The sequence below is a fragment of the Pseudomonas sp. TE3786 genome (assembly GCF_054057335.1).
Map to the genome: position 1 here is coordinate 1 of NZ_JBSRZF010000032.1, position 23,112 is coordinate 23,112.

At 62.4% G+C, this 23,112-nt stretch carries 18 protein-coding genes; 10 read left to right on the forward strand and 8 right to left on the reverse strand.

The features are described 5' to 3' along the window. Nucleotides 1-699: 699 nt before the first annotated feature. Nucleotides 700-4,464 carry an EAL domain-containing protein gene (locus ACVW0Y_RS23055; RefSeq protein ID WP_457441604.1) on the forward strand — a complete coding sequence of 1,255 codons (3,765 nt, stop codon included), beginning with the start codon at nt 700-702 and terminating at the stop codon, nt 4,462-4,464. Nucleotides 4,465-4,656: 192 nt separating this feature from the next. Continuing rightward, nucleotides 4,657-5,397, forward strand: coding sequence for a SapC family protein (locus ACVW0Y_RS23060; protein WP_457441606.1), 741 nt, complete (start codon nt 4,657-4,659; stop codon nt 5,395-5,397). A gap of 161 nt (nt 5,398-5,558) precedes the next feature. On the opposite strand, the gene gpmI is transcribed toward ACVW0Y_RS23060, so the two are convergent. Further along, the gene (gene gpmI / locus ACVW0Y_RS23065) at nt 5,559-7,094 is read right to left on the reverse strand and encodes a 2,3-bisphosphoglycerate-independent phosphoglycerate mutase (protein ID WP_457441608.1); all 1,536 of its coding nucleotides are present in this window, start codon (nt 7,092-7,094) and stop codon (nt 5,559-5,561) included. 209 nt (nt 7,095-7,303) lie between these two features. Between gpmI and ACVW0Y_RS23070 the strand changes: the two genes are divergently transcribed. Genes ACVW0Y_RS23070 through secB form a run of 3 tightly spaced genes read left to right on the forward strand, consistent with a single transcriptional unit; the run spans nt 7,304 to nt 8,499 of the window. Further along, complete coding sequence (locus ACVW0Y_RS23070; protein WP_457441609.1) at nt 7,304-7,717, forward strand: rhodanese-like domain-containing protein; 414 nt, start codon at nt 7,304-7,306, stop codon at nt 7,715-7,717. 1 nt (nt 7,718) lies between these two features. Next, the gene (grxC, locus tag ACVW0Y_RS23075; protein ID WP_457441610.1) at nt 7,719-7,973 is read left to right on the forward strand and encodes a glutaredoxin 3; all 255 of its coding nucleotides are present in this window, start codon (nt 7,719-7,721) and stop codon (nt 7,971-7,973) included. Between the two features lie 37 nt (nt 7,974-8,010). Continuing rightward, a complete protein-coding gene (gene secB, locus ACVW0Y_RS23080) occupies nt 8,011-8,499 on the forward strand; it encodes a protein-export chaperone SecB (protein WP_122451596.1) in 489 nt (162 codons plus the stop codon). Nucleotides 8,500-8,637: 138 nt separating this feature from the next. Here the strand turns inward: secB and ACVW0Y_RS23085 are convergent, their stop codons facing one another. From ACVW0Y_RS23085 to ACVW0Y_RS23105, 5 genes are all read right to left on the reverse strand, one after another. Continuing rightward, a complete protein-coding gene (locus tag ACVW0Y_RS23085; protein ID WP_457441612.1) occupies nt 8,638-10,707 on the reverse strand; it encodes an EAL domain-containing protein in 2,070 nt (689 codons plus the stop codon). A gap of 64 nt (nt 10,708-10,771) precedes the next feature. After that, the gene (locus ACVW0Y_RS23090) at nt 10,772-12,586 is read right to left on the reverse strand and encodes a molecular chaperone (RefSeq protein WP_457441614.1); all 1,815 of its coding nucleotides are present in this window, start codon (nt 12,584-12,586) and stop codon (nt 10,772-10,774) included. A gap of 241 nt (nt 12,587-12,827) precedes the next feature. After that, complete coding sequence (asd, locus tag ACVW0Y_RS23095) at nt 12,828-13,685, reverse strand: archaetidylserine decarboxylase (RefSeq protein WP_457441616.1); 858 nt, start codon at nt 13,683-13,685, stop codon at nt 12,828-12,830. A gap of 39 nt (nt 13,686-13,724) precedes the next feature. Beyond that, nucleotides 13,725-14,543 (reverse strand): rhodanese-like domain-containing protein, encoded by an 819-nt coding sequence (locus tag ACVW0Y_RS23100; RefSeq protein ID WP_457441618.1) that lies wholly within the window; start codon nt 14,541-14,543, stop codon nt 13,725-13,727. Between the two features lie 48 nt (nt 14,544-14,591). Continuing rightward, the gene (locus tag ACVW0Y_RS23105) at nt 14,592-16,109 is read right to left on the reverse strand and encodes an HDOD domain-containing protein (protein ID WP_457441620.1); all 1,518 of its coding nucleotides are present in this window, start codon (nt 16,107-16,109) and stop codon (nt 14,592-14,594) included. A gap of 129 nt (nt 16,110-16,238) precedes the next feature. On the opposite strand from ACVW0Y_RS23105, the gene motA reads away from it, so the two are divergent. After that, complete coding sequence (gene motA, locus ACVW0Y_RS23110) at nt 16,239-17,090, forward strand: flagellar motor stator protein MotA (RefSeq protein ID WP_457441622.1); 852 nt, start codon at nt 16,239-16,241, stop codon at nt 17,088-17,090. A 3-nt stretch (nt 17,091-17,093) separates the two neighbouring features. Next, nucleotides 17,094-18,146 carry a flagellar motor protein MotB gene (gene motB, locus ACVW0Y_RS23115; protein ID WP_457441624.1) on the forward strand — a complete coding sequence of 351 codons (1,053 nt, stop codon included), beginning with the start codon at nt 17,094-17,096 and terminating at the stop codon, nt 18,144-18,146. A 73-nt stretch (nt 18,147-18,219) separates the two neighbouring features. Here the strand turns inward: motB and rsgA are convergent, their stop codons facing one another. Continuing rightward, on the reverse strand, nt 18,220-19,251 hold the full coding sequence (rsgA, locus tag ACVW0Y_RS23120; RefSeq protein WP_457441626.1) for a small ribosomal subunit biogenesis GTPase RsgA: 1,032 nt from the start codon (nt 19,249-19,251) through the stop codon (nt 18,220-18,222). 139 nt (nt 19,252-19,390) lie between these two features. Between rsgA and orn the strand changes: the two genes are divergently transcribed. Further along, nucleotides 19,391-19,936, forward strand: a complete 546-nt coding sequence (gene orn, locus ACVW0Y_RS23125) for an oligoribonuclease (protein ID WP_108097902.1) — start codon at nt 19,391-19,393, stop codon at nt 19,934-19,936. A 96-nt stretch (nt 19,937-20,032) separates the two neighbouring features. Here the strand turns inward: orn and queG are convergent, their stop codons facing one another. Further along, on the reverse strand, nt 20,033-21,094 hold the full coding sequence (gene queG / locus ACVW0Y_RS23130) for a tRNA epoxyqueuosine(34) reductase QueG (RefSeq protein ID WP_457441628.1): 1,062 nt from the start codon (nt 21,092-21,094) through the stop codon (nt 20,033-20,035). Nucleotides 21,095-21,156: 62 nt separating this feature from the next. On the opposite strand from queG, the gene ACVW0Y_RS23135 reads away from it, so the two are divergent. Continuing rightward, on the forward strand, nt 21,157-22,641 hold the full coding sequence (locus ACVW0Y_RS23135; protein ID WP_457441630.1) for an NAD(P)H-hydrate dehydratase: 1,485 nt from the start codon (nt 21,157-21,159) through the stop codon (nt 22,639-22,641). Beyond that, nucleotides 22,629-23,111 (forward strand): tRNA (adenosine(37)-N6)-threonylcarbamoyltransferase complex ATPase subunit type 1 TsaE, encoded by a 483-nt coding sequence (gene tsaE, locus ACVW0Y_RS23140; protein WP_457441632.1) that lies wholly within the window; start codon nt 22,629-22,631, stop codon nt 23,109-23,111. Before ACVW0Y_RS23135 ends, tsaE begins: the two co-directional genes overlap by 13 nt. The last annotated feature ends 1 nt before the right edge of the window (nt 23,112 follow it).

The window sequence follows — 23,112 nt, forward strand, 5'->3', positions numbered from 1 at the left end:
TAGTTTCAATGTCGGGCGCTCCTCGTTCGTCCGAACGCCAGTCGTATTTCTGCGAGATTCTGGGTCCCAGCCTGCGCTGGGACGACGGTTTTTTTGCACCTTTCACCGTCATCCCGGCGCGGGCTGGGGTCCAGGTGGGCAGATGCAAAGGCGGAAGTGCGGCCCCGGCAGGAGAGGGGGGCTGCCATCCGATTCAGCCTCGATAGTTTCAATGTCGGGCGCTCCTCGTTCGTCCGAACGCCCGTCGTATTTCTGCGAGATTCTGGGTCCCAGCCTGCGCTGGGACGACGGGGGTTTTTTGCACCTTTCACCGTCATCCCGGCGCAGGCTGGGGTTCAGGTGGGCAGATGCAAAGGCGGAAGTGCGACCCCTGCAGGATAGGGGGCGGCCATCCGATTCGGCCTCGATAGTTTCAATGTCGGGCGCTCCTCGTTCGTCCGAACGCCAGTCGTATTTCTGCGAGATTCTGGGTCCCAGCCTGCGCTGGGACGACGGTTTTTTTTGCACCTTTCACCGTCATCCCGGCGCGGGCTGGGGTCCAGGTGCGCAGATTGAGGGCAGAGGTGCGAATCTCTTGGCGGCGGGCAGCTGATTCAGCCTCGACTTTTTGATCTTCCGGCGTCCGACAGATACTGGCAAAACAGCAGCACAGACGCCGTAACGTTCTATGCTATGCCAGCGTCTTGTCCCGAGGTCCGCATGCTGGCTGTTTTCAATCATCCCCCGAAGTGGACATGGTGGCTGCCGCTACCCCTGTTGCATCTGGCGACCTGGTGTTCGCTGTTCACCCAATTCACCGCGGGCATGGCGCTGTGGTACCTGCCGTTCGCCCTGGGGCTGGTGTTCACCTATTGGTGGGGGCCGCGGGTGCTGCTGGCGATTTACCTCAACGCCGCCCTCAGTGCGCCGCTGTGGGGGCTGGATTGGCACTGGGGGCCGCTGTTCGGCCTGCCGGAAACCCTCAGCTCGGCGGCCGGCTGGTTACTGCTGAGGCGGCACCAGTTCGATTTTGCCTTGCCCGACCTCAGCCATCTGATCCGTTACCTGTTGCTCGGCGTGTTGGTGCCGGTGTCGTTGCTGGCGCTGCTGGTGCAGGTCGGGCTGTTTATCGCCGGGCAACCGCCCCGAGGTGACTGGGCCCTGGCCAGCCTGACCATGTGGCTGGCCGACAGCTTCAGTACCCTGGTGATAGCCACGCCTCTGCTCAGTTACCTGACGGTGTATCTGCGCCGGCGTGGCTGGGTGATGCCAGTGGACAACACGGCGCTGGTTCTCGCCGAACCGCTGCGCCGTCTGCCGCCCTGGTGGGTATTGGTCGGGCTGCTGCTGGGGCTGCCGCTGTTGCTGGATGTGCTGCCGGTGCAACTGACTTTACCGATCCTCGGTGTGGTGATGCTCAGCCTGGCGATGCTCTGGGGTTATCCGGGGGCCTTGTGCGGTGCGGTGCTGAGCAGCCTGGTGATTTTGCTGCTGCCGCTGATTCCCGGTAGCCAGGGCGCGTCGACCGCGTCGGCTAACCCGGTGACCGAACTGCACCTGAGCGTCTTGCTGCTGATGGTCGCCACCTTGCTGATTGGCCGCAGCCTCAGCGATTTGCGCCTGGCCCTCGGCCGTAGCGCGCAAATGCAGCAGCAACTGGCGCTGGCCAACCAGGCCCTGGAAGCCAGCCCGCTGGGCATCTCGATTGCCGATGCGCGTCAGGATGATTTGCCGCTGATCTACTGCAACCCGATGTTCGAACGTATCACCGGCTACCAACGTAGCGAGGCACTGGGGCGCAACTGCCGCTTCCTGCAAGGCCAAGAGCGCCAGCAAGGCGGCCGCCATCAGATGCGCACAGCGCTGCAGCGGGGCGATGCCGCGCAGGTGGTGATGCGCAATTACCGCAAGAACGGCACGCCGTTCTGGAACGAAATCACCCTGTCGCCGCTGCGCGATGACCAGGGCATCAGCCATTACATCGCCCTGCAAAACGACGTCACCTCGCGTGAGCGCCTGGCTGGCGAAATCGCTTCGCGCCGTGAAGAACTGTTGCGCCAGGCCCATCTGCTGTCGCAAACCGAGGCGATTGCCGACATCGGCGGCTGGGTGCTGGAAGTGCCTGGGCTGAGCATGTTCTGGAGCGAAGGCTGCTTCCGCCTGTTTGAGCTGGACCCCTCCGGTGCCACCCCGGACTTCAACCAGGCCGTCAGTTATCTGGACAAGGAAGGCCAGGCCACCGCCCAGCGCACCATGACCGACACCATGCGCGATGGCCGGCCCTTCGATGTCGAAGTGCGCCTGATCACCGCACGCGGCAATCCGCGGTTTCTGCGGATCAAGGGCCTTACCGAGCAGGACGATGGCCGGGTGATTCGCATCTACGGTGCCATCCAGGATATTTCCGCGCGCAAGCTGGCCGAGCAGCAACTGCGCGAGCGCGACGAATGGCTGCGGCTGTTCTTCGAGGCACCGCTGATTGGCATGGCGATGATCAGCCCGCAAGGCATGTGGATGGAGGTCAACAGCAAACTCTGCCAGATCCTCGGCCGCGGCCGCGACCAACTGCGTGCCGGTGGCTGGGCCCAGCTCACCCATGCCGACGACCTGCTGATCGAGCAGCCACTGTTCGAAAGCGTGGCCCTCGGTGAGCGCGACGATTACGAACTGGAGAAGCGTTTTCTGCGTGCCGATGGCAGCGTGATCTACACCCGTCTGAGCCTGCGCGCCGTGCGCGATCCACAGGGCCATCTGGAAGCCTGCCTGGCGCTGATCGAAGACATCACCGCACGTTTCGAGGCCGAGGCGCGCTACCGCACTCTGGTGGAGCACGCCCCGGAGGCGATCCTGCTGTTCACCGAAGAGGGTGGCCTGGTGGACGTCAACGAAAACGCCGAGCGCCTGTTCAAGCTCAGTCGCGAGGAGTTGATCGGCCGTCGCCCGGTGGACCTCAGCCCGCTACGCCAGGCGGACGGCCGCCCCTCCGCGCAAGCCGGCATGGGCTACACCACGGCGGCTCTGGAAGGCGCTGCGCCGGTGTTCGAGTGGCTGCACCGCGACAGCGCTGGGCGCCAGTTGCCCTGTGAAGTGCGCCTGGTGCGCATGCCCGGCGAGCAAAAACTGATTCGCGCCAGCGTCACCGATATTTCCGAGCGCCAACGCTATCAGCGCGAAATCGAACGCCTGGCCTACAGCGATGAGCTCACCGGGCTGCCCAACCGCCGCCTGCTGCTCGATCGCCTGCAACATGCGATGACTCGTGAAGTGCGCGACAGCTCGTTTGGTGCCTTGCTGTTTATCGATCTCGACCACTTCAAAACCGTTAACGACAGCCTTGGTCACCCGGTCGGCGATGCCTTGCTGCGCGAAGTCACCACCCGCCTGGCCGGTTGCTTGCGCGCCGAAGACACCCTGGCGCGTCTGGGCGGTGATGAGTTTGTGGTGCTGCTGGAAAGCATCGGCGACAACCCGGAAGTGGCCGGTGAACACGCCGCCGATGTCGGCGAAAAACTGCTGCAGAGCCTGCTCGGCAGCTACCAGATCGACGGCCATGAACTGTCGATCAGCGCCAGTATCGGCATCGCCCTGCACCCGGTGGGCGAGCAGGGTGCCGCCGATGTGCTGAAACAGGCCGACACCGCCATGTACCGGGCCAAGCGCGGCGGGCGTAATGCCTTGCACTTCTTCGCCCCGGCCATGCAGGCGGCCATCGACCAGCGCCTGCAACTGCAGGGCGAGTTGCGCCAGGCCCTGGCCCGCGACCAACTGCACCTGGCCTTCCAGCCGCAACTGGATCTGATCAGCGGCCAGGTGGTGGGTGCCGAGGTGTTGCTGCGCTGGACGCACCCCGAGCGCGGCGAAATTCCCCCGGCACAGTTCATCCCTCTGGCCGAAGAGACCGGGCTGATCCTCGATATCGGTGCCTGGGTGCTGGACGAAGCCTGCGCGGCGCTGGCGCGCTGGCATTGGCGCTGGCCGGAGTTGGTGCTGGCGGTCAACCTCAGCCCCCATGAGCTGCGCCAGTTCGATGTGGTGCAGCGGGTGGCGGATTGCCTGCAACGGCACAACCTGCCAGCCAGGGTGCTGGAGCTGGAAATCACCGAAGGCGTATTGCTCGAAGACGTCGACCAATGCATCGCCGCCATGCAGGCCCTCAAGGCCCTGGGGGTGCGCTTTGCCATCGATGACTTCGGTACCGGCTACTCCTCGCTGACCTACCTCAAGCGCTTGCCGCTGGATCGTCTGAAAGTCGACCGCAGCTTCGTCAACGACCTGCCGGACGACGCCAATGGCCTGATGCTGGTGGAAACCATCCTGATGATCTCGCGCAACCTTGGTCTGGAATGCGTCGCCGAAGGCATCGAAACCGCCGCCCAATACCACAGCCTGCGCGACCTCGACTGCGCCCTGGGCCAGGGCTTCTACTTCAGCCCGCCACTGAGCGAAAGCAACTTCCTCAGCTGGCTGCAGCAGCGCGCGCTGTAACCACAACCGCCGCGCGCTGCTGGGCGATCTTTAGGTCAGCTGCAATCTACGTAAGGCATTTCTGAGAGTGGTCCGGGTCGGTTGGCAGTGCCCGGCGTTGCTGCGACCCTGCCGTCCGCTTTGCTATACCCAGCTTTTGCTGTCCTGGCCCTCTGGTTATTCGTTACGTCCAATTTTCAGGAGTTTTTGTAGATGACCACCTTGTTGCTTTACAAAGAAATCAAGGCGCTGAACCGCGACGAACACAAGTCGCTGAAACTCGCCGGTATCAACAACAGCGAATTCGCCGCCGGCACCCACCTGGTGCCACTGGCCGGTCTGGAGTTCTTCCAGGCCTCCCGTCACTACCCCATCGTATTTATCGGTGAAGGCGCAGCGGCCATGCCGATTGCCTTGCTCGGCCTGAAAGAGGGCCACAACGGCTACGTTGGCGCTGATCAGCAATGGGCCGAAAATACCTATATTCCCGCCTTTGTCCGTCGTTATCCGTTTGTCCTGGCCCAGGACGGAGCCGAGAACTTCACCGTGTGCTTCGACTCCGCCTATCCAGGCTGGAACGAAGAACAAGGTCGCGAGCTGTTCACCGCCGAAGGGCAGAACAGCGAATTCCTGGAAGAGATGATTCATTTCCTACAGAACTTCACCGCCGAAATGGAGCGCACCCGCCGCTTCGTCGCCAAGCTCAATGAGCTGGAGTTGCTGGCGCCGCGTAGCCTGAAACTGAGTCATGGCAGTGGTGAATCGTTTGTTCTGAGCGATTTCCTCGCCGTGGACGAAGAGAAGTTCCTTACCCTGGCCGACGAACATGTGCTGGAACTGCACCGCTCAGGCATGCTCGGTTGGATCTACGCTCACCTGACCTCTCTGGGCAACGCCAACCAACTGTTCGCCCATTACCTGGCCAAGAAGGCCAGTGATGAGACCAAGCATTGATCAGTGCTTGAGGCATAAAAAAACCGGGCGAAAGAGCCCGGTTTTTTTATATGCGCGTAGCCTGACCCACCTTCAAAAACTCGCGGCTAAAGCCCCTCCCACAAGGGAACGTATTTCCTTGTGGGAGGGGCTTTAGCCGCGATGCTTTTGATCTGGATTGGTCAATCCAGGATAACGATGCTCTCGCCGGTCATTTCCGCTGGCTTCGGCAATCCCAGCAATTTCAGCATGGTCGGTGCCACGTCGGCCAGTACGCCGCCATCGCGGATCTTCAGCGCACGTTTACCCACGTAGATAAAAGGTACCGGCTCACAGGTATGCGCGGTGTGCGCTTGGCCCGTGCTTTCGTCTTCCATTTGCTCGACGTTGCCATGGTCGGCGGTGATCAGCGCTTCGCCGCCGACTTTGTCCAGCGCGGCGACGATACGGCCAACGCATTCGTCCAGGCATTCAACGGCCTTCACAGCCGCCGAGAACACGCCGGTGTGGCCAACCATGTCGCCATTGGCGTAGTTGACCACGATCACGTCGTAGCGCTGCTGCTCGATGGCTTCGACGATGCGGTCGGTGACGATGGGGGCGTTCATTTCCGGCTGCAGGTCATAGGTGGCGACTTTTGGCGAGGGGATCAGAATGCGTTCTTCGCCTTCGAACGGCTCTTCGCGGCCCCCGGAGAAGAAGAAGGTGACGTGGGCGTATTTCTCGGTTTCGGCGATGCGCAGCTGGGTTTTGCCGTTTTTCGCCAGGTATTCGCCGAGCACGTTGTCCAGGCTGCTGGCGGCAAAGGCGATGGGCGCTTTAATGCTGGCTGCGTACTGGGTGAGCATGACAAAGCCGGCCAGTTGCGGGGCGCGGGCACGGGCGAAGTCGGCGAAGTCGGGCTCGACGAAGGCGCGGGTCAGTTCGCGGGCGCGGTCGGCGCGGAAGTTCATAAAGATCACGGCGTCGCCGTCTTCGACCTTGGCGGGAGCACCAATGCGCGTGGCTTTGACGAATTCGTCGCTCTCGCCACGGGCATAGGCAGCTTCCAGGGCGGCCTGGGCGTTATCGGCGGTGAATTCGGCCTTGCTGTCGACGATCAGGCTATAGGCCTGCTCAACGCGGTCCCAGCGATTGTCGCGATCCATGGCGAAGTAGCGGCCGATGATGGTCGCGGTGCGGCCCTTGCCGAGCTTGGCGAAGGTGTCGTCCAGCAGTTGCAAGGATGGCTGGGCGCTTTTCGGCGGGGTGTCGCGGCCGTCGAGGAAGGCGTGCAGGTAGATGTTTTCGGCACCCCGTTGCGCGGCCAGTTCGGCCATGGCGACCAGGTGGTCCTGGTGGCTGTGCACGCCGCCGTCGGAGAGCAGGCCGAGGATATGCACGGCCTTGCCAGCGCTTACAGCTTTATCGACGGCGGTCACGATGGCCGGATTGCTGAAGAACTCGCCGTCGCGGATGGCTTTGGTCACCCGGGTGAAGTCCTGGTACACCACGCGGCCGGCACCGAGGTTCATATGGCCAACTTCGGAGTTGCCCATCTGCCCGTCGGGCAGGCCCACGTCCATGCCGCTGCCGGAAATCAGGCCGTTGGGCTGGGTGGCGCGCAGATGGTCGTAGACGGGGGTATTGGCGGCGTAGATGGCGTTGGATTCGGGGCTGTCACTGTGACCGAAGCCATCGAGGATGATTAGCACCAGTGGTTTGGGCGTGGCAGTCATTATCCGGCTCGCTTTTGGCAATGGGAGATCGAGGTTGGACCTGCGAAAAACACGGTGAAGGAATGTTCACCCGCGTATTAGTTTTCCGACAGGCCGAAAAGGTTCGGCATTTTAAAGCGAATGAGGGGCGGCGTCACCGCTGGACGGGGTTTGGCCGCCCTTGGGGGCTGTGTATACTGGCCGACATTTTGCCGTTCTGGAACTTATTGATGCTCGCTCACCTGATTGAATTTGCTACTAACCACTATGTGCTCAGCGGTATTTTCGCAGTGCTGCTGGCAGCGCTGATCTTCACCGAGCTGAGCAAAGGCGGGGCCAGCCTCAGCACCCGCGAGCTGACCGCGCTGGTCAACCGCGACGAAGGCATCGTCCTCGACGTGCGCGCCAACAAAGATTTCGCCGCCGGGCATATCGTCGGCGCCCTGAACATCCCCTACGACAAAGTCGCCAGCCGCGTTGCCGAGCTGGAGAAGCACAAGGCGAAAACCATCATCGTGGTCGACGCTCTGGGCCAGCAGGCCGGTGCCGTCAGCCGCGACTTGAAGAAAATCGGTTTCAACGCCGCCAAGCTGTCTGGCGGGATGTCCAGCTGGCGCGGTGAAAGCCTGCCAGTGGTGAAGTGACATGCCTGCTGTCGTCGTCTATTCCAGCGCCTGGTGTCCGTACTGCATCCGCGCCAAACAATTGCTCACCCACAAAGGTGTAGCCTTCGAGGAAATCAGCGTCGACGGCAAGCCCGACGTGCGCGCTGAAATGACCCGCAAAGCCCACGCTACCTCGGTGCCGCAGATCTGGATCGGCGCCACCCACGTGGGGGGCTGCGATGACCTTTATGCCTTGGAACGCGCCGGCAAGTTGGACGCGTTGCTCAAGGGCTGAGTTTTTACCCACTTTAACGATAAGAAGGTTTTTGCTTATGACTGACCAAGTGACCAATGAAGGCGCTGCTCAAGGCGCTGAAAACCCGCAATTCTCCCTGCAACGCATCTACGTGCGCGACCTGTCGTTCGAAGCACCGAAAAGCCCGGAAATCTTCCGCCAGGAATGGGCTCCAAGCGTTGCCATGGACCTCAACACCCGTCAGAAAGCTCTGGAAGGCGACTTCCATGAAGTGGTTCTGACCCTGTCGGTTACCGTCAAGACCGGCGAAGAAACCGCTTTTATCGCTGAAGTGCAGCAAGCGGGCATCTTCCTGATCAAGGGCCTGGACGCTGCGTCCATGAGCCACACCCTCGGCGCGTTCTGCCCGAACATCCTGTTCCCGTACGCCCGCGAAACCCTGGACAGCCTGGTGGTCCGTGGCTCGTTCCCGGCGCTGATGCTGGCTCCGGTGAACTTCGATGCCCTGTACGCCCAGGAACTGGCGCGCATGCAAGCCGAAGGCGCGGGCGCTGCCCAGCACTAAGCTTCGCTGCAATGAAAAAGGCACCCCGCGGGGTGCCTTTTTTGTGGCCGATTTTAGATCAAGAGCATCGCGGCTAAAGCCGCTCCTACGGATTGTGCGGTCTCGTAGGAGCGGTTTTAGCCGCGATGCTTTTAGCTGTTACTCGTCGCCGGCAGCGAAGTCGTAGTCCATCGACTGACTTGGCCCCTGCAGGTAGTAACCCTGGATGTAATTCACCCCGGCCTGCCACAAGGTCGCCAGCACGCTGGCGCTTTCCACGAACGGCACGATGGTCAGCTTGGCTTGCGCATGCAGGCTGCTGAGCAGGGTTTTCAGCGCTTCCTGGGATTCGGCACTGCTCAGGTCCTGGGAGAAAGAACCGTCCACTTTGACGAAATCGACGTTCAGGTGCTTGAGCGTGTTGAACGGGTTCAGCGCGCAGCCGAACTGGCTCAGGGCTACTTTGCAGTGCAGCTCCGCCAGGCCTTGGGTCAGCGCTTTGGCCTGCTTCAGGTAGGTGGTGGCATCCGGCTCGCTGAGCTGGAAGGCCAGAGAGTCTGACGGCAGGCGCGCGGCCTTGAGGGCGACGCTCAGCCATGGCAGCAGCGTCTGGTCCTGCACGCTGGCATTCGACAGGTGCACGAACAGGCAGGTGTTGTGGCCTTTGGAACGGTGGTCGGCGAGCAGTTTGATCGAGTTGAGGATCACCCAGCGGTCGATCTTCTCCGCCATACCGGCTTCGCGAGCGGCTTCGAGGAACTCGCCGGGTGGCACTTCGACGCCTTGCGGGTTGAGCATGCGCAACAGCACTTCGTAGTGCTCGTTGCTGTCGCCGCGCAGGCTGATGATCGGCTGGAACAACAGGCGGAAGCTGTTGTTTTCCAGGGCCTGCTGAACCATGGCGACAATGCTGCCGCGGTTGGCGGCGGCAGCCAGTTCCTGGGCCGGGTTGTATAGCTTGATGCCGTTGCCATCGCCCAGTTCGTCGGCGCAGCGGTGCGCGCGGTCGACCACTTCCTGAGCGTTGGGGGTCTTTTCGTTGAGCCCGGCAACACCGATGGACAGGCTGGTCTGCACGGTACGGCCGCTGACGTCGAACATATGCCCTTCGACTTTCTTCAGCAGCGCGGCGAGCTCGTCCTGCGCCTGCTCCGGCGTCTTGCCCGGTTGCAGCACGGCGAACACGTCGTCACCGAAACGGGCCAGTTGGGCATCGTCACTGAAGTGTTGGCGCAACAGGTTGGCGAGGTCGGTGAGCAGCAAATCAATGCCCGCCAGGCCGGTTTCGGCCAGCAGATTGCTGTAGCGGTCGACGCGGATATAACTGAGCGTGGCCGGTTGCCCGGCGTTCACCGCGCGTTCGGCAGCGGCGTCCATCAATTCAAGGAAATGGCTGCGGTTGAACAGGCCGGTGACCAGGTCCTGGCTGCTGATTTCCCGCAGCTTTTCTTCCAATTCGGCGTTGCCGCTTTCGGCGCGGATCACCACCTGGATGCAGGGCTCGCTGTCGTAGGTGGCTGGCGAGAAGCTCATGCGCGCCGGGAAGGTCTGGCCGTTGGCCTTGATCCCGCTGCAGGTCAGTTCGGCACTGCCTTCGGCGCTCTGGTAGTTCTTCAGGAAATCCTTGAAGTTGCTGTGATCGCAGCTGGCGATCAGGTCGATCATCGGCATGCCTTCGAGTTCGTCGGCGTCCTCGTAATCGAACAGCTTCAGGTACGCGCGGTTGGCATAGATATGCATGCCGTCGTGGACATAGGTGATGGCGTCCACCGAGCTGTCGAGCAGCAACTGGCAGCGCTTCTCCGCTTCGCGCAGGGCGATTTCGGCGGTGCGGCGGCCGCGACGTTCCTCAAGGTTGGCCAGTTCACGATTGGCCACCAGAATCAGACGCTCGTCCTCGCCTTGCGGCAGGGCATCCTGGGCACCCAGGGCCAGGGCTTCGGTGATGGCGTCGGGATCGTTGTCGGCGGTCAGCTGAATCAGCGGAATATCTTTGGCCTGACGGCGGATCGCATTGATCGCTTCGCTGGGGTCAAGGTTTTCACTGCTCGGCGCGGCGATCAGCAGGTCCCAGCTTTGCTGCAGGGCTGTCGCCAGGTCGTCACTGGAGGTAAGACGATGCACGCGGGTAGCGCGACCGGCATTGCGGAACAGGCTGACGAGACGCTCGGCCTCGTTCTGCGAGTCCTCGAGAATCAGCAGCCGGATGGTTTTCTTTTCGATGGCCATGGCGTGTGCTTAGACTGCGCCGAGCGGGCGCGAAAAGGCGACAAAAGGGGGTGTGCGGGGCAATCTACAGTGACTTCCAAAGTGAGTCAAAGTCTTCCTCGCCGCTCGCACCCTGGTTCTTCTGCGGTGTGACCGGTTTCCCTTGTTCTGAGGGTGCCTGCTCAACCGCGCGGTATTCGAACTGGTTGAAACTGCCGGTGCTGGTTTGTTTACGGCTCAGCACGGCCCGGCGTTCATCGCCGTTCAGATTTATCTGCACTTTATTGCCTTCCTGGAACGGCAGGCGGGCGGTGATCAAGGTGGCCGGACGGGAAATTGCGCTGATTTCCGGAAGCAGCAAGGCCCGCAGGTACTGACTGTTCTGGTCGGCTTTGCGCAGCAACTGCAGGCCGCACGGTTGGGCGTGCGGGGCAATCAGTTCGATGCCCATCTGCGTGCCGCCACCACGGACCTGGCGAATCCAGCGCACCAGGGCAACGCTCCAGCTTTGTTCGGGGGAATCCTGCACGCCAAGCAGCTCGCCGGCCTGCAACTGGTTGGGCACCTCTTTCGGCCAGCTCAGGCAGTATCCACCGGGGCTATGGTTGACGATGGCCAGTTCGAAGGTCGGGTAGTTGTTTTCGCCCGAGCTGGTGCTGCCGGCCTCGGCCTCGCTGAGCGGGCTCTGGTACTGGATTTCTTCATGGGGCAGGCCGCCGTTCCAGTCCATGGCCTGGGCGTCGAAGGCGTTGCGCCAGATGTCCTTGGCATCGGCATTGATCGCTTTGAAGCTGGCGGTCTGGCGTTCTTCCGGGCGCATAAGCACTTCGTTGAACGGCTTGCTGCCGGCCAGGAAGTAGTGCAGGGCGCTCATGCCCAGGCACAGGGTCAGGCTGCCCTGGCCGGCGTTGCGTTGAAAGGTGCGCTCGGCGATATCGCCCCAGGCTGAACTCAGATGCTGCAGCAGGTCGATGCTCATGCCTTCGGGAATCAGCAGGCGCGATTCGCTGCGGCTCTCTGCTGGCATCAGCAGGTGTTCCTTGATCGCATCGACCAGCGGCTGAGGGTCGATACCCAGCAGGTTGTGCAGCTCATTCTCTTGGTACAACGACTTGTAGCGCGGCGGACCATCGACCTGGGACGGAATGGCGAACAGACTGCCTGGCTCGTCGGCCGCTTGCAGGTGGACCAGGCTGCTCCACGAGCCGAGCACTTCGGAAAGCCGTGCGATGCCACTCTGGCGCATCTGGTTGGTGCGGGCGCAGCCCAGCAGCAGGGCGATCAGGTAGGTCTGTTCAACACTCAGGCCTTTGGTGTGCAGGGCCATGTCATCGCGTACGACGATGGTTTGCAGCGCGCTGTTCTGGGCGATCTGGTAGAGCTTGTGCAGCTCCAGCCACAGGCCTTCGGGAACCGGGCAATACAACTGACTGGCACGAATCAGCGGTCCGCACAGGCAATGGGCAGCACGCTGGATGGCGATGGTGAGCAGTTGCAGCTGGTTGCGCTCGCGCACATTGCGCGGTGCTTCCTGGGCGACGATCAGCTTGTAGCCGGCGGCCAGGTGGTTTTCCAGGGCCTGGCACAGGTTGGCGACTTTGCGTGGACGCTCATCCAGGACAATGGCCTGGTTGAGGAAGTGACGTTCCAGATGCTTGCAGACGAAATAGACTTCGGCGCGCAACAGCTCGAGCAGCTGCATACGGTTTTCGGCTGGGGTGATCAGTTGATTGACTTCGACCAGGGATTGATAAAGCTGGCGGGCCGTTTCGCCGAGATTGGCTTTCGGCAGGCCGGCGATCCACCGCTTCAGATCGCGAGGGCTGGAGTCACAGAACGATAGCTTCTGCTGGTTTGGCGTGGGTACACGTAGCAGCAGGTGGGGATTCTGTTTATCCATGTAACTCGTAATCCATCTGGCTGGACACTCCTGCGCACGGGGGCGTGGCGAGTCGATCTGAATGTCTGGTTTTTCGAACTCTAGCAGCATCTTGCCATACCCGCAGCCAATCGAGGGTATGGCAAAGATGGCATTTTGCCTTGATCGAGCGCGGTTTCTTCTGCTTGAGACCCCAGCGTCGAGGTGGACGTTCAACGGGGCTGCAAATCATCCGCTGCAGCTGAGCAGCGGATTGCCGCCATCAGCGTGCGTCGCCCAAACGCTCGCCCATGCGGGTGGCGCTGCCGGCGACCATATGCTCAGCCCACTTCACCTGGTTCGGGCCAAACAGCACGATGGCCGTGGAGCCCAATTTGAAACGGCCCAGTTCGGCACCCTTGGCCAGCTCGATCGGCCCGCGTGCAGCGGCGTCATAGCGGGTGGTTTTCAGCAGGCGGGCTGGCGGTGCGACTTGCCCGGCCCACACGGTTTCGATGGCGGCGACTATCATCGCGCCCACCAACACCACGGCCATCGGACCGCGTTCGGTGTCGAACAGGCACACCAGGCGCTCGTTGCGCGCGAACAGCTCTGGCACGTTTTCGGCGGTGGTCTGGTTGACCGAGAACAGGCGACCCGGCACATACACCATTTCTTTCAGGGTGCCGGCCAGGGGCATATGCACGCGGTGGTAATCCTTGGGCGACAGATAGATAGTGGCGAACTCACCGCCCATAAAAGGTGCTGCGCGTTCGCTGTCGCCGCCGAGCAGTTCCACGGCGCTGAAGCTGTGGCCCTTGGCCTGGAACAGGCGGCCATGTTCGATGGCACCCAGCTGGCTGATCGCGCCGTCGGCCGGGCACAGCACTGCGCCAGGGGTTTCGTCCAGCGGCCGGGCACCGTCTTTGAGCGCGCGGGTGAAGAAGGCGTTGAAGTTTTCGTAGGCGGTCGGGTCTTCGACCTGCGCTTGGCTCATATCCACTTGGTACTGTTTGACGAACCAGTTGATCAGCGGATTTTTCAGCCAGCTCGCACGGCATTCGGCGATGCAGCCGATCAGGCGCGACAGCAGGTGATGGGGCAGCAGGTACTGGCTGAGGATAAACAGACGATCTTTCATGGTGGTCCTTAAACGTTGAAGAGGTGGCCGAGCCGAGGATCAGACCTCGATTGGCGTATCCGGGAGGTTGCCCCACTCACCCCAGGAGCCAGCGTACGCCTTGACCCGTGGATAGCCCAACGCCTTGGCCACCAGGTAGGTGAAGCCGGAGCGGTGATGGGTTTGGCAATGGGTGATGATTTCTTTGTCCTTGCTGATGCCCAGGCTTTCCAGAATGGCGGGCATGTCCTGGCGAATGCGCAGGGCGCGAGCCTGGTCCATGCCGGCGGTCCATTCGAAGTTCACGGCACCGGGGATATGGCCGCCGCGGGCGGTGAGCACTTTTTCGCCGCGGTATTCGGCCGGGCCGCGGGCATCCCAGATGGCCAGGTCGGCGCTGCCGAGCCGGCTTTGCAGGTACTCGCGGGTGGCGGTCGGCGCGTCGTGGATCTGGATCGCCACCGGTGTCTGCGGGGTGGCCGCCGGTAGCACAGTGCTCAGCTCGCGCTGCTCGGCCTGCCAGGCCAGGAGGCCGCCATCGAGGTAGTGATACTTGGTGTGGCTAATTACATCCAGCAGCCAGATAAATCGCCCGGCCCAGCCGCCGCCTTCGTCGTCATACACCACATACACCGCGTCGGGGTTATGCCCCAGTTCGGCGAACAGGGCTTGCAGCTGTGCCGGCTCCGGCAGCAGGCCGGGGGCAGGAGGTTGGCCCAGTTGGGTGCGTTTCGGGTCGACGAAGCGTGCGCCAGGCAGATGGCCTTCGGCGTAGCGGGCGGCGCTGGTGAGATCGACCAGAATCAGCTCCGGCGCCTGCAGGCGCGGGGCGAGGTCAGCGGGTTCGAGGACCAGGGGCAAACCAGAGAAGGCAGACATGCATGGCCTCCGAGCCAAATGATAAGGGGGCCAATTGTAGCGGAAAGGTTAGCGCCCGCGTTTGGCAAAGCTGCCGAGCGCCCGTTCGATGCATTGCGAGATCTTGCCGAACGCCTGCACGCAGGGGTCGCTCAGCGGCGCGCCCTGTTGGTCGACCACCAGCAGCATGACCACTTTGCCGTTGTTGGCCAGTGAGCGGAGCAGCATATGTTCGCTGGGGAACAAGGCTTTCAGGGTGCCGGGCATGAGTGCGGAAAACTGGGCAATGTTTTCCGGGCTCAGGCGTAATTGCCCTGGTTGCGCCAGCAGGCGCTTGAGCACCTGGCTGTTGGCGGGGTCGAGGGTCAGCGCCTGAGCCTCCTTGGGCAGGCCGACGGTTTGCTGAGTGAGCAGGCGGGTCTGGGTTTTATCGCTCAGCAGGACCAGGGCGCGGCTCATGCCGCAGGCATCCAGGGCATCGCGGATGCAACTGGTCAGTTGCAGCAGATTGGCGAAGGCGCTCGGCTCGCGCAGCAGCTCACGGCAATGTTGTTGCCAGGCGGGCGAGATGTCTTTGGCCACTGGTGGCGGCGGGGTCGCTTGCAGGCGACGGGCATCCCAGGGCCAGAGCAATGCTTGGGCCGGGTGCCATAGATCGCTGGCGGGGTATTGATGCGCACTGTTTACCGCCTGCTGGTGGGTCAGTTGCTGCAGCTCGGCCAGCGACACCTGCAAGTACAGCGCGGTAATCCGTTGCCAGCGCAGGCTGTGGGCGCTTTTCCAGCCGGCGTGGGCGCTCAGCGCCAGGGCGTTGGCGAACACAATGGTGTTGCCGGGCTGGGTCAGCCAGCGCGACAACGCCGGGTCGGCATCCAGCAGCTGTTGCTGATGCAGCGGCTCTTCATTGTTACGCGCAATGTGCAGCGCCTTGGCCAACAGGCGGCGCTCGGTGGCCAGCAGGCGGTAGGCCTGAATGATCCATTCCGGCAGGTGCCAGTGTCTTGCCAGGGCCAGGCACAGGGTGGGTAGTGATACCCCGAACAGCTCGCGCTCGACCTTGTGCGTAGGTTCGCCCAGGCCCAGCACGCGCTGTTCCCATTTCTCGATCAGGTCGGGGTGGGCTGCGGCCAAAGGCCATAGTGGGGCCAGAAACAGCAGGCTGCTCCAGTGGATCTCCTGCCACAGCCGCGCCAGGCGATTGGCAAACAGGCCGCTGGCCTGTTGTGAGGCGTGCAGGCTGATCAGCTGGATTTGCCGCAGCGGCTTGGGAATTTTCTCCTCGGCCAGCACCGGCAACATATTGAGAAGATCTTCTGTGCGCTTGAGGCCCAGGCGGCTGATGGCGACTTCCAGGCTTTCGGCGGGCTCGCTGAGGCTGTTGTTGCTGCGGTTGGCTTCACGCAACACCAGCAGTGCCAGGGACGGGCTGCCCTCAATACGCTCGGCCACTTCACGCAATGACGTGCTGCTGCTGACCAGCGAACGCCGCACCCGCTCGTGGGTCGTTGCCAGGATTGGCAGGCGAACACTATCGAGATGCTTGAGCCAGGTTTTCAGGCTGGAGGGTAGCGGTGGCAAGGTCGGCATGTGGTTTAGCCCATTGGCTTTTAGCCTTAACTGGCTATAGTCTGGCGTATAAGTTCCGATAATTAGAAGGGCTGATTTTAATAACCCTTCTCTTGGCTGTGTCTTCCTGGCTTTCTAAGTAAATCTCTTATGGCAAAAATCATTGGCATCATTGTTGTGTTCGCCTCGGTGCTGGGCGGATATGTGTTGTCCCACGGCAAAATCCCCGCACTGATCCAGCCCTTTGAGGTGATGATCATTGGTGGCGCGGCACTGGGTGCTTTCCTCCAGGCCAACCCTGGCAGCACCACCATGACCGTGCTGAAGAAGTCGCTGAAGATGTTCAGCTCGCGCTTCACCCATGCGTTCTACCTCGAAGTGTTGAGCATGCTCTACGAGATCCTCAACAAGAGCCGCCGCGAAGGCATGATGGCCATCGAGGCCGATGTCGAAGACCCCGGTGCCAGCGCCATTTTCAGCAAGTACCCGGCGCTGCTCAAAGATGAACGAATGACCGCTTATGTTTGCGATTACCTGCGCATCATGTCCTCCGGCAATATGGCACCCCACGAGTTGGAAGGTCTGTTCGATATGGAGCTGGCCAGCCTCAAGGAAGAACTCGAACACCCCTCCCACGCGGTTACCCGCATCGCTGACGGCCTGCCGGGCTTCGGTATTGTTGCGGCGGTACTGGGTATCGTGGTGACCATGGCCCTGCTGGGCCAGGTCGAGCAATCTTCCCTCGGCCAGCACGTAGGGGCGGCGTTGGTGGGTACCTTCCTCGGTATTCTTGCCGCCTATGGTTTTTTCGGCCCCTTGGCCACCTCCCTGGAGCACGATGCCAAGGAAGAGTTGAACGTCTTCGAAGCGATCAAGGCCAGCCTGGTGGCCTCTGCTTCGGGTATGCCGCCATCGCTGGCCGTGGAGTTCGGTCGCAAGGTGTTGTTCCATGCCCACCGCCCGAGTTTCAGCGAGCTGGAACAAGCGATTCGCGGTCGCTGATAGATGGATAACAACCAACCCATCATCGTTAAACGCGTCAAAAAGATTGCCGCTGGACATCACGGCGGTGCCTGGAAAATCGCCTTCGCCGACTTCGCCACGGCAATGATGGCGTTCTTTCTGGTGCTGTGGCTGATGTCCTCGGCCACGCCCGAGCAGAAGAAAGCCATTTCCGGTTACTTCCAGGACCCCGTCGGTTTCAGCGAAAGCGCTAGCCCCTATGTGATTGACTTGGGCGGCACGCCAACGCCGGCACCGGACAAAACCCTGAATCCGGAAGTGAAGGACGCCAAAGCGGCCACCGACACCACCTCAGACACCGACAGTGATATCGCGCCCAGCGAAACACAGGCCGAGAACATTGCGGAAAAGCTCGAGAGAGAGCGCCTGGAACTGCTGCTGCAAGAACTGCAGAACAAGGTCGACGAGAACCCGCAGCTGCAGCGGTTCAAGGACCAGATCCTGTTTGAAATCACCCAGGACGGCCTGCGCATCCAGATCATGGACGCCGCCAACCGGCCGATGTTCGACAGTGGCAGCGCGCGCTTGCAGCCGTACTTCGAAGACATCCTGCTGGCCATGTCCGACACCATCAAGGCGGTGCCGAACAAGATCAGCGTCAGCGGCCATACCGATGCCAAGCCCTTCGTCGGCCATGGCGACTACGGTAACTGGGAGTTGTCGGCCGAGCGTGCCAACGCCGCGCGCCGCACCCTGGTGGCGGGCAGCTATCCGGATGAGCAGGTTGCCCGGGTCGTGGGCTATGCCTCCTCGGCATTGTTCGATCGTGCCGACCCGCTGAATCCGGTAAACCGGCGCATCGACATCATCGTGCTGACCAAAAAGGCTCAGCGGGCGATCGAGGGCGAGCAGGGCGCGGAAGGTGAAGCCAAGCCAGCAGGCGGCGCAGCGCCACCCGGCGCGGCGTCAGGGACGCCCACGGGGTCGGTCCCAAGCTCGCCGGTTGCGACGCCTGAGCAACAGGCAAAAATGCGCGAGAAGCTTAATGTCTTCGAAGGTGGTGCACTGAAGCTCGACGACAGCAAAGAAAACTGAGTGGGCTTCGCTGGGCGCAGCCCAAGCGTTGAGTCAAATCAAAAGGCCGCGTATCGACGCGGCCTTTTGCATTTCAATAATCCTGCTCAGGCAGGGTTGAGAGGATATGCCGGTAACTGGCCATCCGCTGCGGCTGGATACGGCCATCTTCCAGGGCCTTGAGCAGCGCGCAACCTGGCTCGCGGTCGTGTTTGCAGTCGCGGAAACGGCAGTGACCGAGCAGGTCGTGGAACTCGATAAAGCCGGCTTCGACATCATCGCGGCTGACGTGTACCAGGCCGAATTCACGGATGCCGGGGGAGTCGATCAGTTCGCCGCCGCCGGGGAAATGGAACAGGCGCGCGGTGGTGGTGGTATGGGTGCCCTTGCCGGTGAGTTCCGACAGTGGGCCCACGCGGGTATCGACTTCCGGCAGCAGGCTGTTGACCAGCGACGATTTGCCCACCCCGGACTGGCCGACGAACACGCTCACATGGCCGTCCAACTCGGCCTGCAACAGCTGCATGCCGTTGCCATGGTGGGCCGACACTTCCAGGAGCGGGTAACCCAGCTGGCGGTACACGCCCAGCAGGGCATTCAGCGCCACAGCGTTCTTGTCATCGATCAGGTCGGCCTTGTTCAGCAGCAGCAAGGGGCGAATGCCGGCGTGCTCGGCGGCTACCAGGTAACGGTCGATCAGGTTGGCGTGGGGCTCTGGCAGCGGGGCGAAGACGATCACGATCAGGTCGACGTTGGCCGCGACCGGTTTCAATATGCCGCGAGTGTCGGGGCGGCACAGCTCTGTGTGGCGCGGCAGCTGCGCGACGATCACGCCGATGCCTTGGTTGCCAGCGCGCCAGACCACCTGATCACCGGTCACCAGGGTGGGCAGGTTGGCCCTTAGGTGGCAACGGAACACTTGGCCAGCCAGTTCGCCGTCGCGGGCTTCGACTTCCACCTGGACGCCGAAGTGGGCGATTACCAGGCCGATCTGTTCGGGGCCCAGGTCGCCGCCCTCTAGCGCTTCCAGTGATTGCGACTCGCGCTTGGCGGCGCGGGCGGCGCGCTCGCCTTGAATCTTCTCGATGCGCCAGTTCTGGCGACGGTTGAGCTGGCGTTTGGCCATGGGGCTTCCGGGGTAATTGGGCGACAAAAGCGGAACCTGGTCGTGGCCAGGTGGGCGGCGAGTTTAGCACGCCGCTCAAGTTCGCCGCCGGGTGCCGTGGCTGAGCTAAACTGCGCAGCTACGTACGAGGAGCGCCAACATGCAAAACCCGCAGAATCTGATCTGGATCGATCTGGAAATGACCGGCCTGGAGCCGGATACCGATGTGATCATCGAAATGGCCACCATCGTCACCGACAGCAACCTCAATGTGCTGGCCGAGGGCCCGGTGATTGCCGTGCACCAGAGTGATGAAGTGCTGGCAGCGATGGACGAATGGTGCACTCGCACCCACGGCGAAAGCGGCCTGACCCAGCGTGTGCGTGACAGCAAGATCAGCGCCCAGGAAGCCGAAGCGCAGACCATCGCCTTTCTTGAGCAATGGGTGCCCAAGGGCAAATCGCCGATCTGCGGCAACAGCATTGGTCAGGATCGGCGCTTTCTCTACCGCTATATGCCGAATCTGGAAGCCTACTTCCACTACCGCTACCTCGACGTGTCGACCCTTAAAGAGCTGGTCGTACGTTGGGCACCGCAGATTCGCGACGGCTTCAGCAAAAAGGGCAGTCACCTGGCGCTGGACGATATCTACGACTCCATCGCCGAGCTCAAGTACTACCGCGAGCATTTCATCAAGAAGTTCTAAGTGCTCGAGGGCTCCTCGTCGGAGCGGCTTCAGCCGCGATGCTTGTCGCGTTTAAGGGCATCGCGGCTGAAGCCGCTCCAACGAAAGATGTATGACCTAGCGCCCGTGCTGCGCCAACGCCCACTGCACATGCTCACGCACCATCTCCGAGGCATCCTCACGCCGCGTCTCGAGTGCTTCCAGCACCGGAATGCTACTCGGCGCGTTGCCCAGCCCCACCGCCAGGTTGCGCAACCAGCGCTCATAGCCAGCGCGGCGCAGCGGCGAGCCTTCAGTGCGGCTGAGAAACTCGTCTTCACTCCAGCGAAACAACTCCGCCAGTTGGGCGTTATCCAGGCTGTGGCGCGGCTGGAAGTCGCTTTGCTCGGTCGGACGGGCGAAGCGGTTCCAGGGGCAGACGATCTGACAGTCATCGCAGCCAAACACCCGATTGCCGATCAGCGGCCGCAGTTCGGTGGGGATCGGGCCCTTCAGCTCGATGGTCAGGTAGGAAATGCAGCGCCGCGCGTCCAGCACGTAGGGACTGACGAAAGCGGCGGTGGGGCAGATATCCAGGCAGGCCGTGCAGCGCCCGCAATGCTCGGTGCTGTGGGGCTCGTCGACGGGCAGTGGCAGGTCGACAAACAGCTCGCCGAGAAAGAAGTAGCTGCCGGCCTTGCGGTTCAGCACCAGGGTATTTTTGCCGATCCAGCCCAGGCCGGCCTGTTCGGCGATGGCCTTTTCCAGCACTGGCGCGCTGTCGACAAAGGCGCGGTAACCAAAGGGGCCGATGGCCTGCTGGATGCGCTCGGCCAGTTGTTGCAGACGCTTGCGGATCAGCTTGTGGTAATCACGGCCCAGGGCGTAGCGCGACACATAGGCGGTTTCCGGCTGACCCAGGCGCTGGGCCATCAGGGTGTCGCCGGGCAGATAGTCCATGCGCAGCGACACCACCCGCAAGGTGCCGGGCACCAGTTCGTCCGGGTGCGAGCGCTTGCTGCCATGGGCACCCATATAGTCCATCTCGCCGTGGTAGCCGGCGTCCAGCCAGCGTTGCAGATGGGCCTCGTGCTCCCCGAGCTCAAGGCCGGCGATGCCGACTTGCTGAAAGCCAAGTTCACGACCCCAGTCTTTGATCGACTGGGAAAGGGCGGCTAGATCGAGGGAAGGGGAGGACATGGCAACAGGCAACCGGGGCGGACGTGCGTATAATTCTGCCAGACATCCGAGCTGACTGACGCATGAGACTGCCAACCGCTTTACACAGTGCCGCCCAGGTACGTGACCTCGACGCCCGCCTGATTGCCGCGGGCACTCCCGGCTTTGAATTGATGCAGCGCGCCGCCCATGCGGCCTGGCGTGCTTTGCGCCAACGCTGGCCGCAGGAAACGCTGGTGACGGTGCTGGCCGGGCACGGCAATAACGCTGGCGATGCCTACCTGCTGGCAGTCCTGGCATTGCGCGCGGGTTGGCAGGTGCGGCTGTTCGCTGTGGGCGAGCCCATCCGCCTGGTGGGGGATGCCGCCACCGCCCATGCCGAGGCGAAAGCTGCAGGGGTGGTTGTTCAGCCCTGGCGCGACGACGCTGAGCTGACCGGTGTACTGGTCGATGGTTTGCTTGGCACCGGCCTCAAGGGCGATGTACGCGAGCCCTATGCCCAGGTGATCGAACAGATAAATGCCAGCGGCTTGCCGGTGCTGGCGCTGGATTTGCCGTCGGGGCTGTGTGCCGACACGGGCACCGCTCTCGGTGTCGCTGTGCGGGCTGATCTGACGATGACCTTTATCGCCCTGAAAGTCGGCCTGTTCACCGGCGAAGCGCCCGCTCTGGTGGGTGAGCTGCTATTTGATGATCTGCAGGCCGATCCGGCGCTGCTGGCGCAAACCGCTGCTGTCGCTGAGCGCCTCACGCCGTCCAGCCTAGCGCAGCTACCGCCGCGTTCGCCGACGGCGCACAAGGGCCAGTTTGGCCATGTGCTGGTGGTCGGTGGAGATCGCGGCTTTGGCGGTGCGGCCTTGCTCAGTGCGCAAAGCGCCCTGCGTAGCGGTGCTGGCCTGGTGTCATTGGCCACTCGCCCGGAACATGTGCCGGCAGCCCTGGTGCGGTGCCCGGAACTGATGAGCGCGGGCATCAGCTCGGCCAATCAACTGCTCGCTCTGGTTCAGCGCGCCAAGGTGTTGGTGGTAGGACCGGGGCTCGGCCAGGACGCCTGGGGTCGCAGCCTGTTCTCGGTGGCTCGCAGCGCTGAGCTACCGCAGGTATGGGATGCCGATGCGCTGAATCTGCTGGCTTTGGCGCCAGCCCCGTTGCCGGTAGGGAGCGTGATCACCCCGCATCCGGGCGAGGCGGCCCGGCTGTTGGGTATCTCCACCGCGCAGGTGCAGGCTGATCGCCCTGCTGCCGCCCGTGCGCTGGCGCGCAAATATGCCGTGGTGGCCGTGCTTAAAGGGGCGGGCAGTTTGATTGCTGACCCCGATGGTCGCCTTAACCTCTGTGACCATGGCCATCCGGCGATGGCCGGGGCCGGTCTGGGTGATGTGCTGGCCGGGGTGATCGGTGCCTTGCTGGCCCAGGGTATGCCGGCCTTTGCCGCAGCCAGCCTGGCGGTCTGGCTGCATGCCCGTGCCGGTGAAGAGTTGGGTGGGCGGGGCCGTGGCCTGGCCGCCAGTGATTTGTTTGAAGTTATTTGTCAGCTACTGCAGGAACAGTCGCCATGTCTGATGTGAGCGTGGATATCTATAAAGCCGACGAAGCGTCGATGCTGGAGTTGGGCAAACGCCTCGCCGAGGTGACCGGTGGGCGCGGCATCATCTATCTGCATGGCGATCTGGGTGCCGGCAAAACCACCTTGTCGCGCGGCATCATTCGCGGCCTGGGCCATACCGGCGCGGTGAAGAGCCCGACCTTCACCCTGGTCGAGCCCTACGAGCTGGGCGCGGTGCGCGCCTATCACTTTGACCTGTACCGCCTGGCCGACCCGGAAGAGCTTGAGTTTCTGGGGATTCGCGATTATTTCGAGGGCGATGCCCTGTGCCTGATCGAATGGCCGCAGCGCGGTGCAGGCGTTTTGCCAAAGGCGGACATGGACATTACCATTAGCCCCCATAAGAGCGGGCGCCTGCTACGTTTTACGCCACATAACGGATTGGGCGAGGCCTGGTGTGCCGCCTTAGCCAAATACGAAAAGCATCAATAAG

Bases quoted from the DNA above. Each gene is read 5' to 3' on its own strand.
- ACVW0Y_RS23055 (WP_457441604.1), top strand. From the start codon at position 700: ATGCTGGCTGTTTTCAATCATCCCCCGAAGTGGACATGGTGGCTGCCG.
- ACVW0Y_RS23060 (WP_457441606.1), top strand. From the start codon at position 4,657: ATGACCACCTTGTTGCTTTACAAAGAAATCAAGGCGCTGAACCGCGAC.
- gpmI (WP_457441608.1), bottom strand. From the start codon at position 7,094: ATGACTGCCACGCCCAAACCACTGGTGCTAATCATCCTCGATGGCTTC.
- ACVW0Y_RS23070 (WP_457441609.1), top strand. From the start codon at position 7,304: ATGCTCGCTCACCTGATTGAATTTGCTACTAACCACTATGTGCTCAGC.
- grxC (WP_457441610.1), top strand. From the start codon at position 7,719: ATGCCTGCTGTCGTCGTCTATTCCAGCGCCTGGTGTCCGTACTGCATC.
- secB (WP_122451596.1), top strand. From the start codon at position 8,011: ATGACTGACCAAGTGACCAATGAAGGCGCTGCTCAAGGCGCTGAAAAC.
- ACVW0Y_RS23085 (WP_457441612.1), bottom strand. From the start codon at position 10,707: ATGGCCATCGAAAAGAAAACCATCCGGCTGCTGATTCTCGAGGACTCG.
- ACVW0Y_RS23090 (WP_457441614.1), bottom strand. From the start codon at position 12,586: ATGGATAAACAGAATCCCCACCTGCTGCTACGTGTACCCACGCCAAAC.
- asd (WP_457441616.1), bottom strand. From the start codon at position 13,685: ATGAAAGATCGTCTGTTTATCCTCAGCCAGTACCTGCTGCCCCATCAC.
- ACVW0Y_RS23100 (WP_457441618.1), bottom strand. From the start codon at position 14,543: ATGTCTGCCTTCTCTGGTTTGCCCCTGGTCCTCGAACCCGCTGACCTC.
- ACVW0Y_RS23105 (WP_457441620.1), bottom strand. From the start codon at position 16,109: ATGCCGACCTTGCCACCGCTACCCTCCAGCCTGAAAACCTGGCTCAAG.
- motA (WP_457441622.1), top strand. From the start codon at position 16,239: ATGGCAAAAATCATTGGCATCATTGTTGTGTTCGCCTCGGTGCTGGGC.
- motB (WP_457441624.1), top strand. From the start codon at position 17,094: ATGGATAACAACCAACCCATCATCGTTAAACGCGTCAAAAAGATTGCC.
- rsgA (WP_457441626.1), bottom strand. From the start codon at position 19,251: ATGGCCAAACGCCAGCTCAACCGTCGCCAGAACTGGCGCATCGAGAAG.
- orn (WP_108097902.1), top strand. From the start codon at position 19,391: ATGCAAAACCCGCAGAATCTGATCTGGATCGATCTGGAAATGACCGGC.
- queG (WP_457441628.1), bottom strand. From the start codon at position 21,094: ATGTCCTCCCCTTCCCTCGATCTAGCCGCCCTTTCCCAGTCGATCAAA.
- ACVW0Y_RS23135 (WP_457441630.1), top strand. From the start codon at position 21,157: ATGAGACTGCCAACCGCTTTACACAGTGCCGCCCAGGTACGTGACCTC.
- tsaE (WP_457441632.1), top strand. From the start codon at position 22,629: ATGTCTGATGTGAGCGTGGATATCTATAAAGCCGACGAAGCGTCGATG.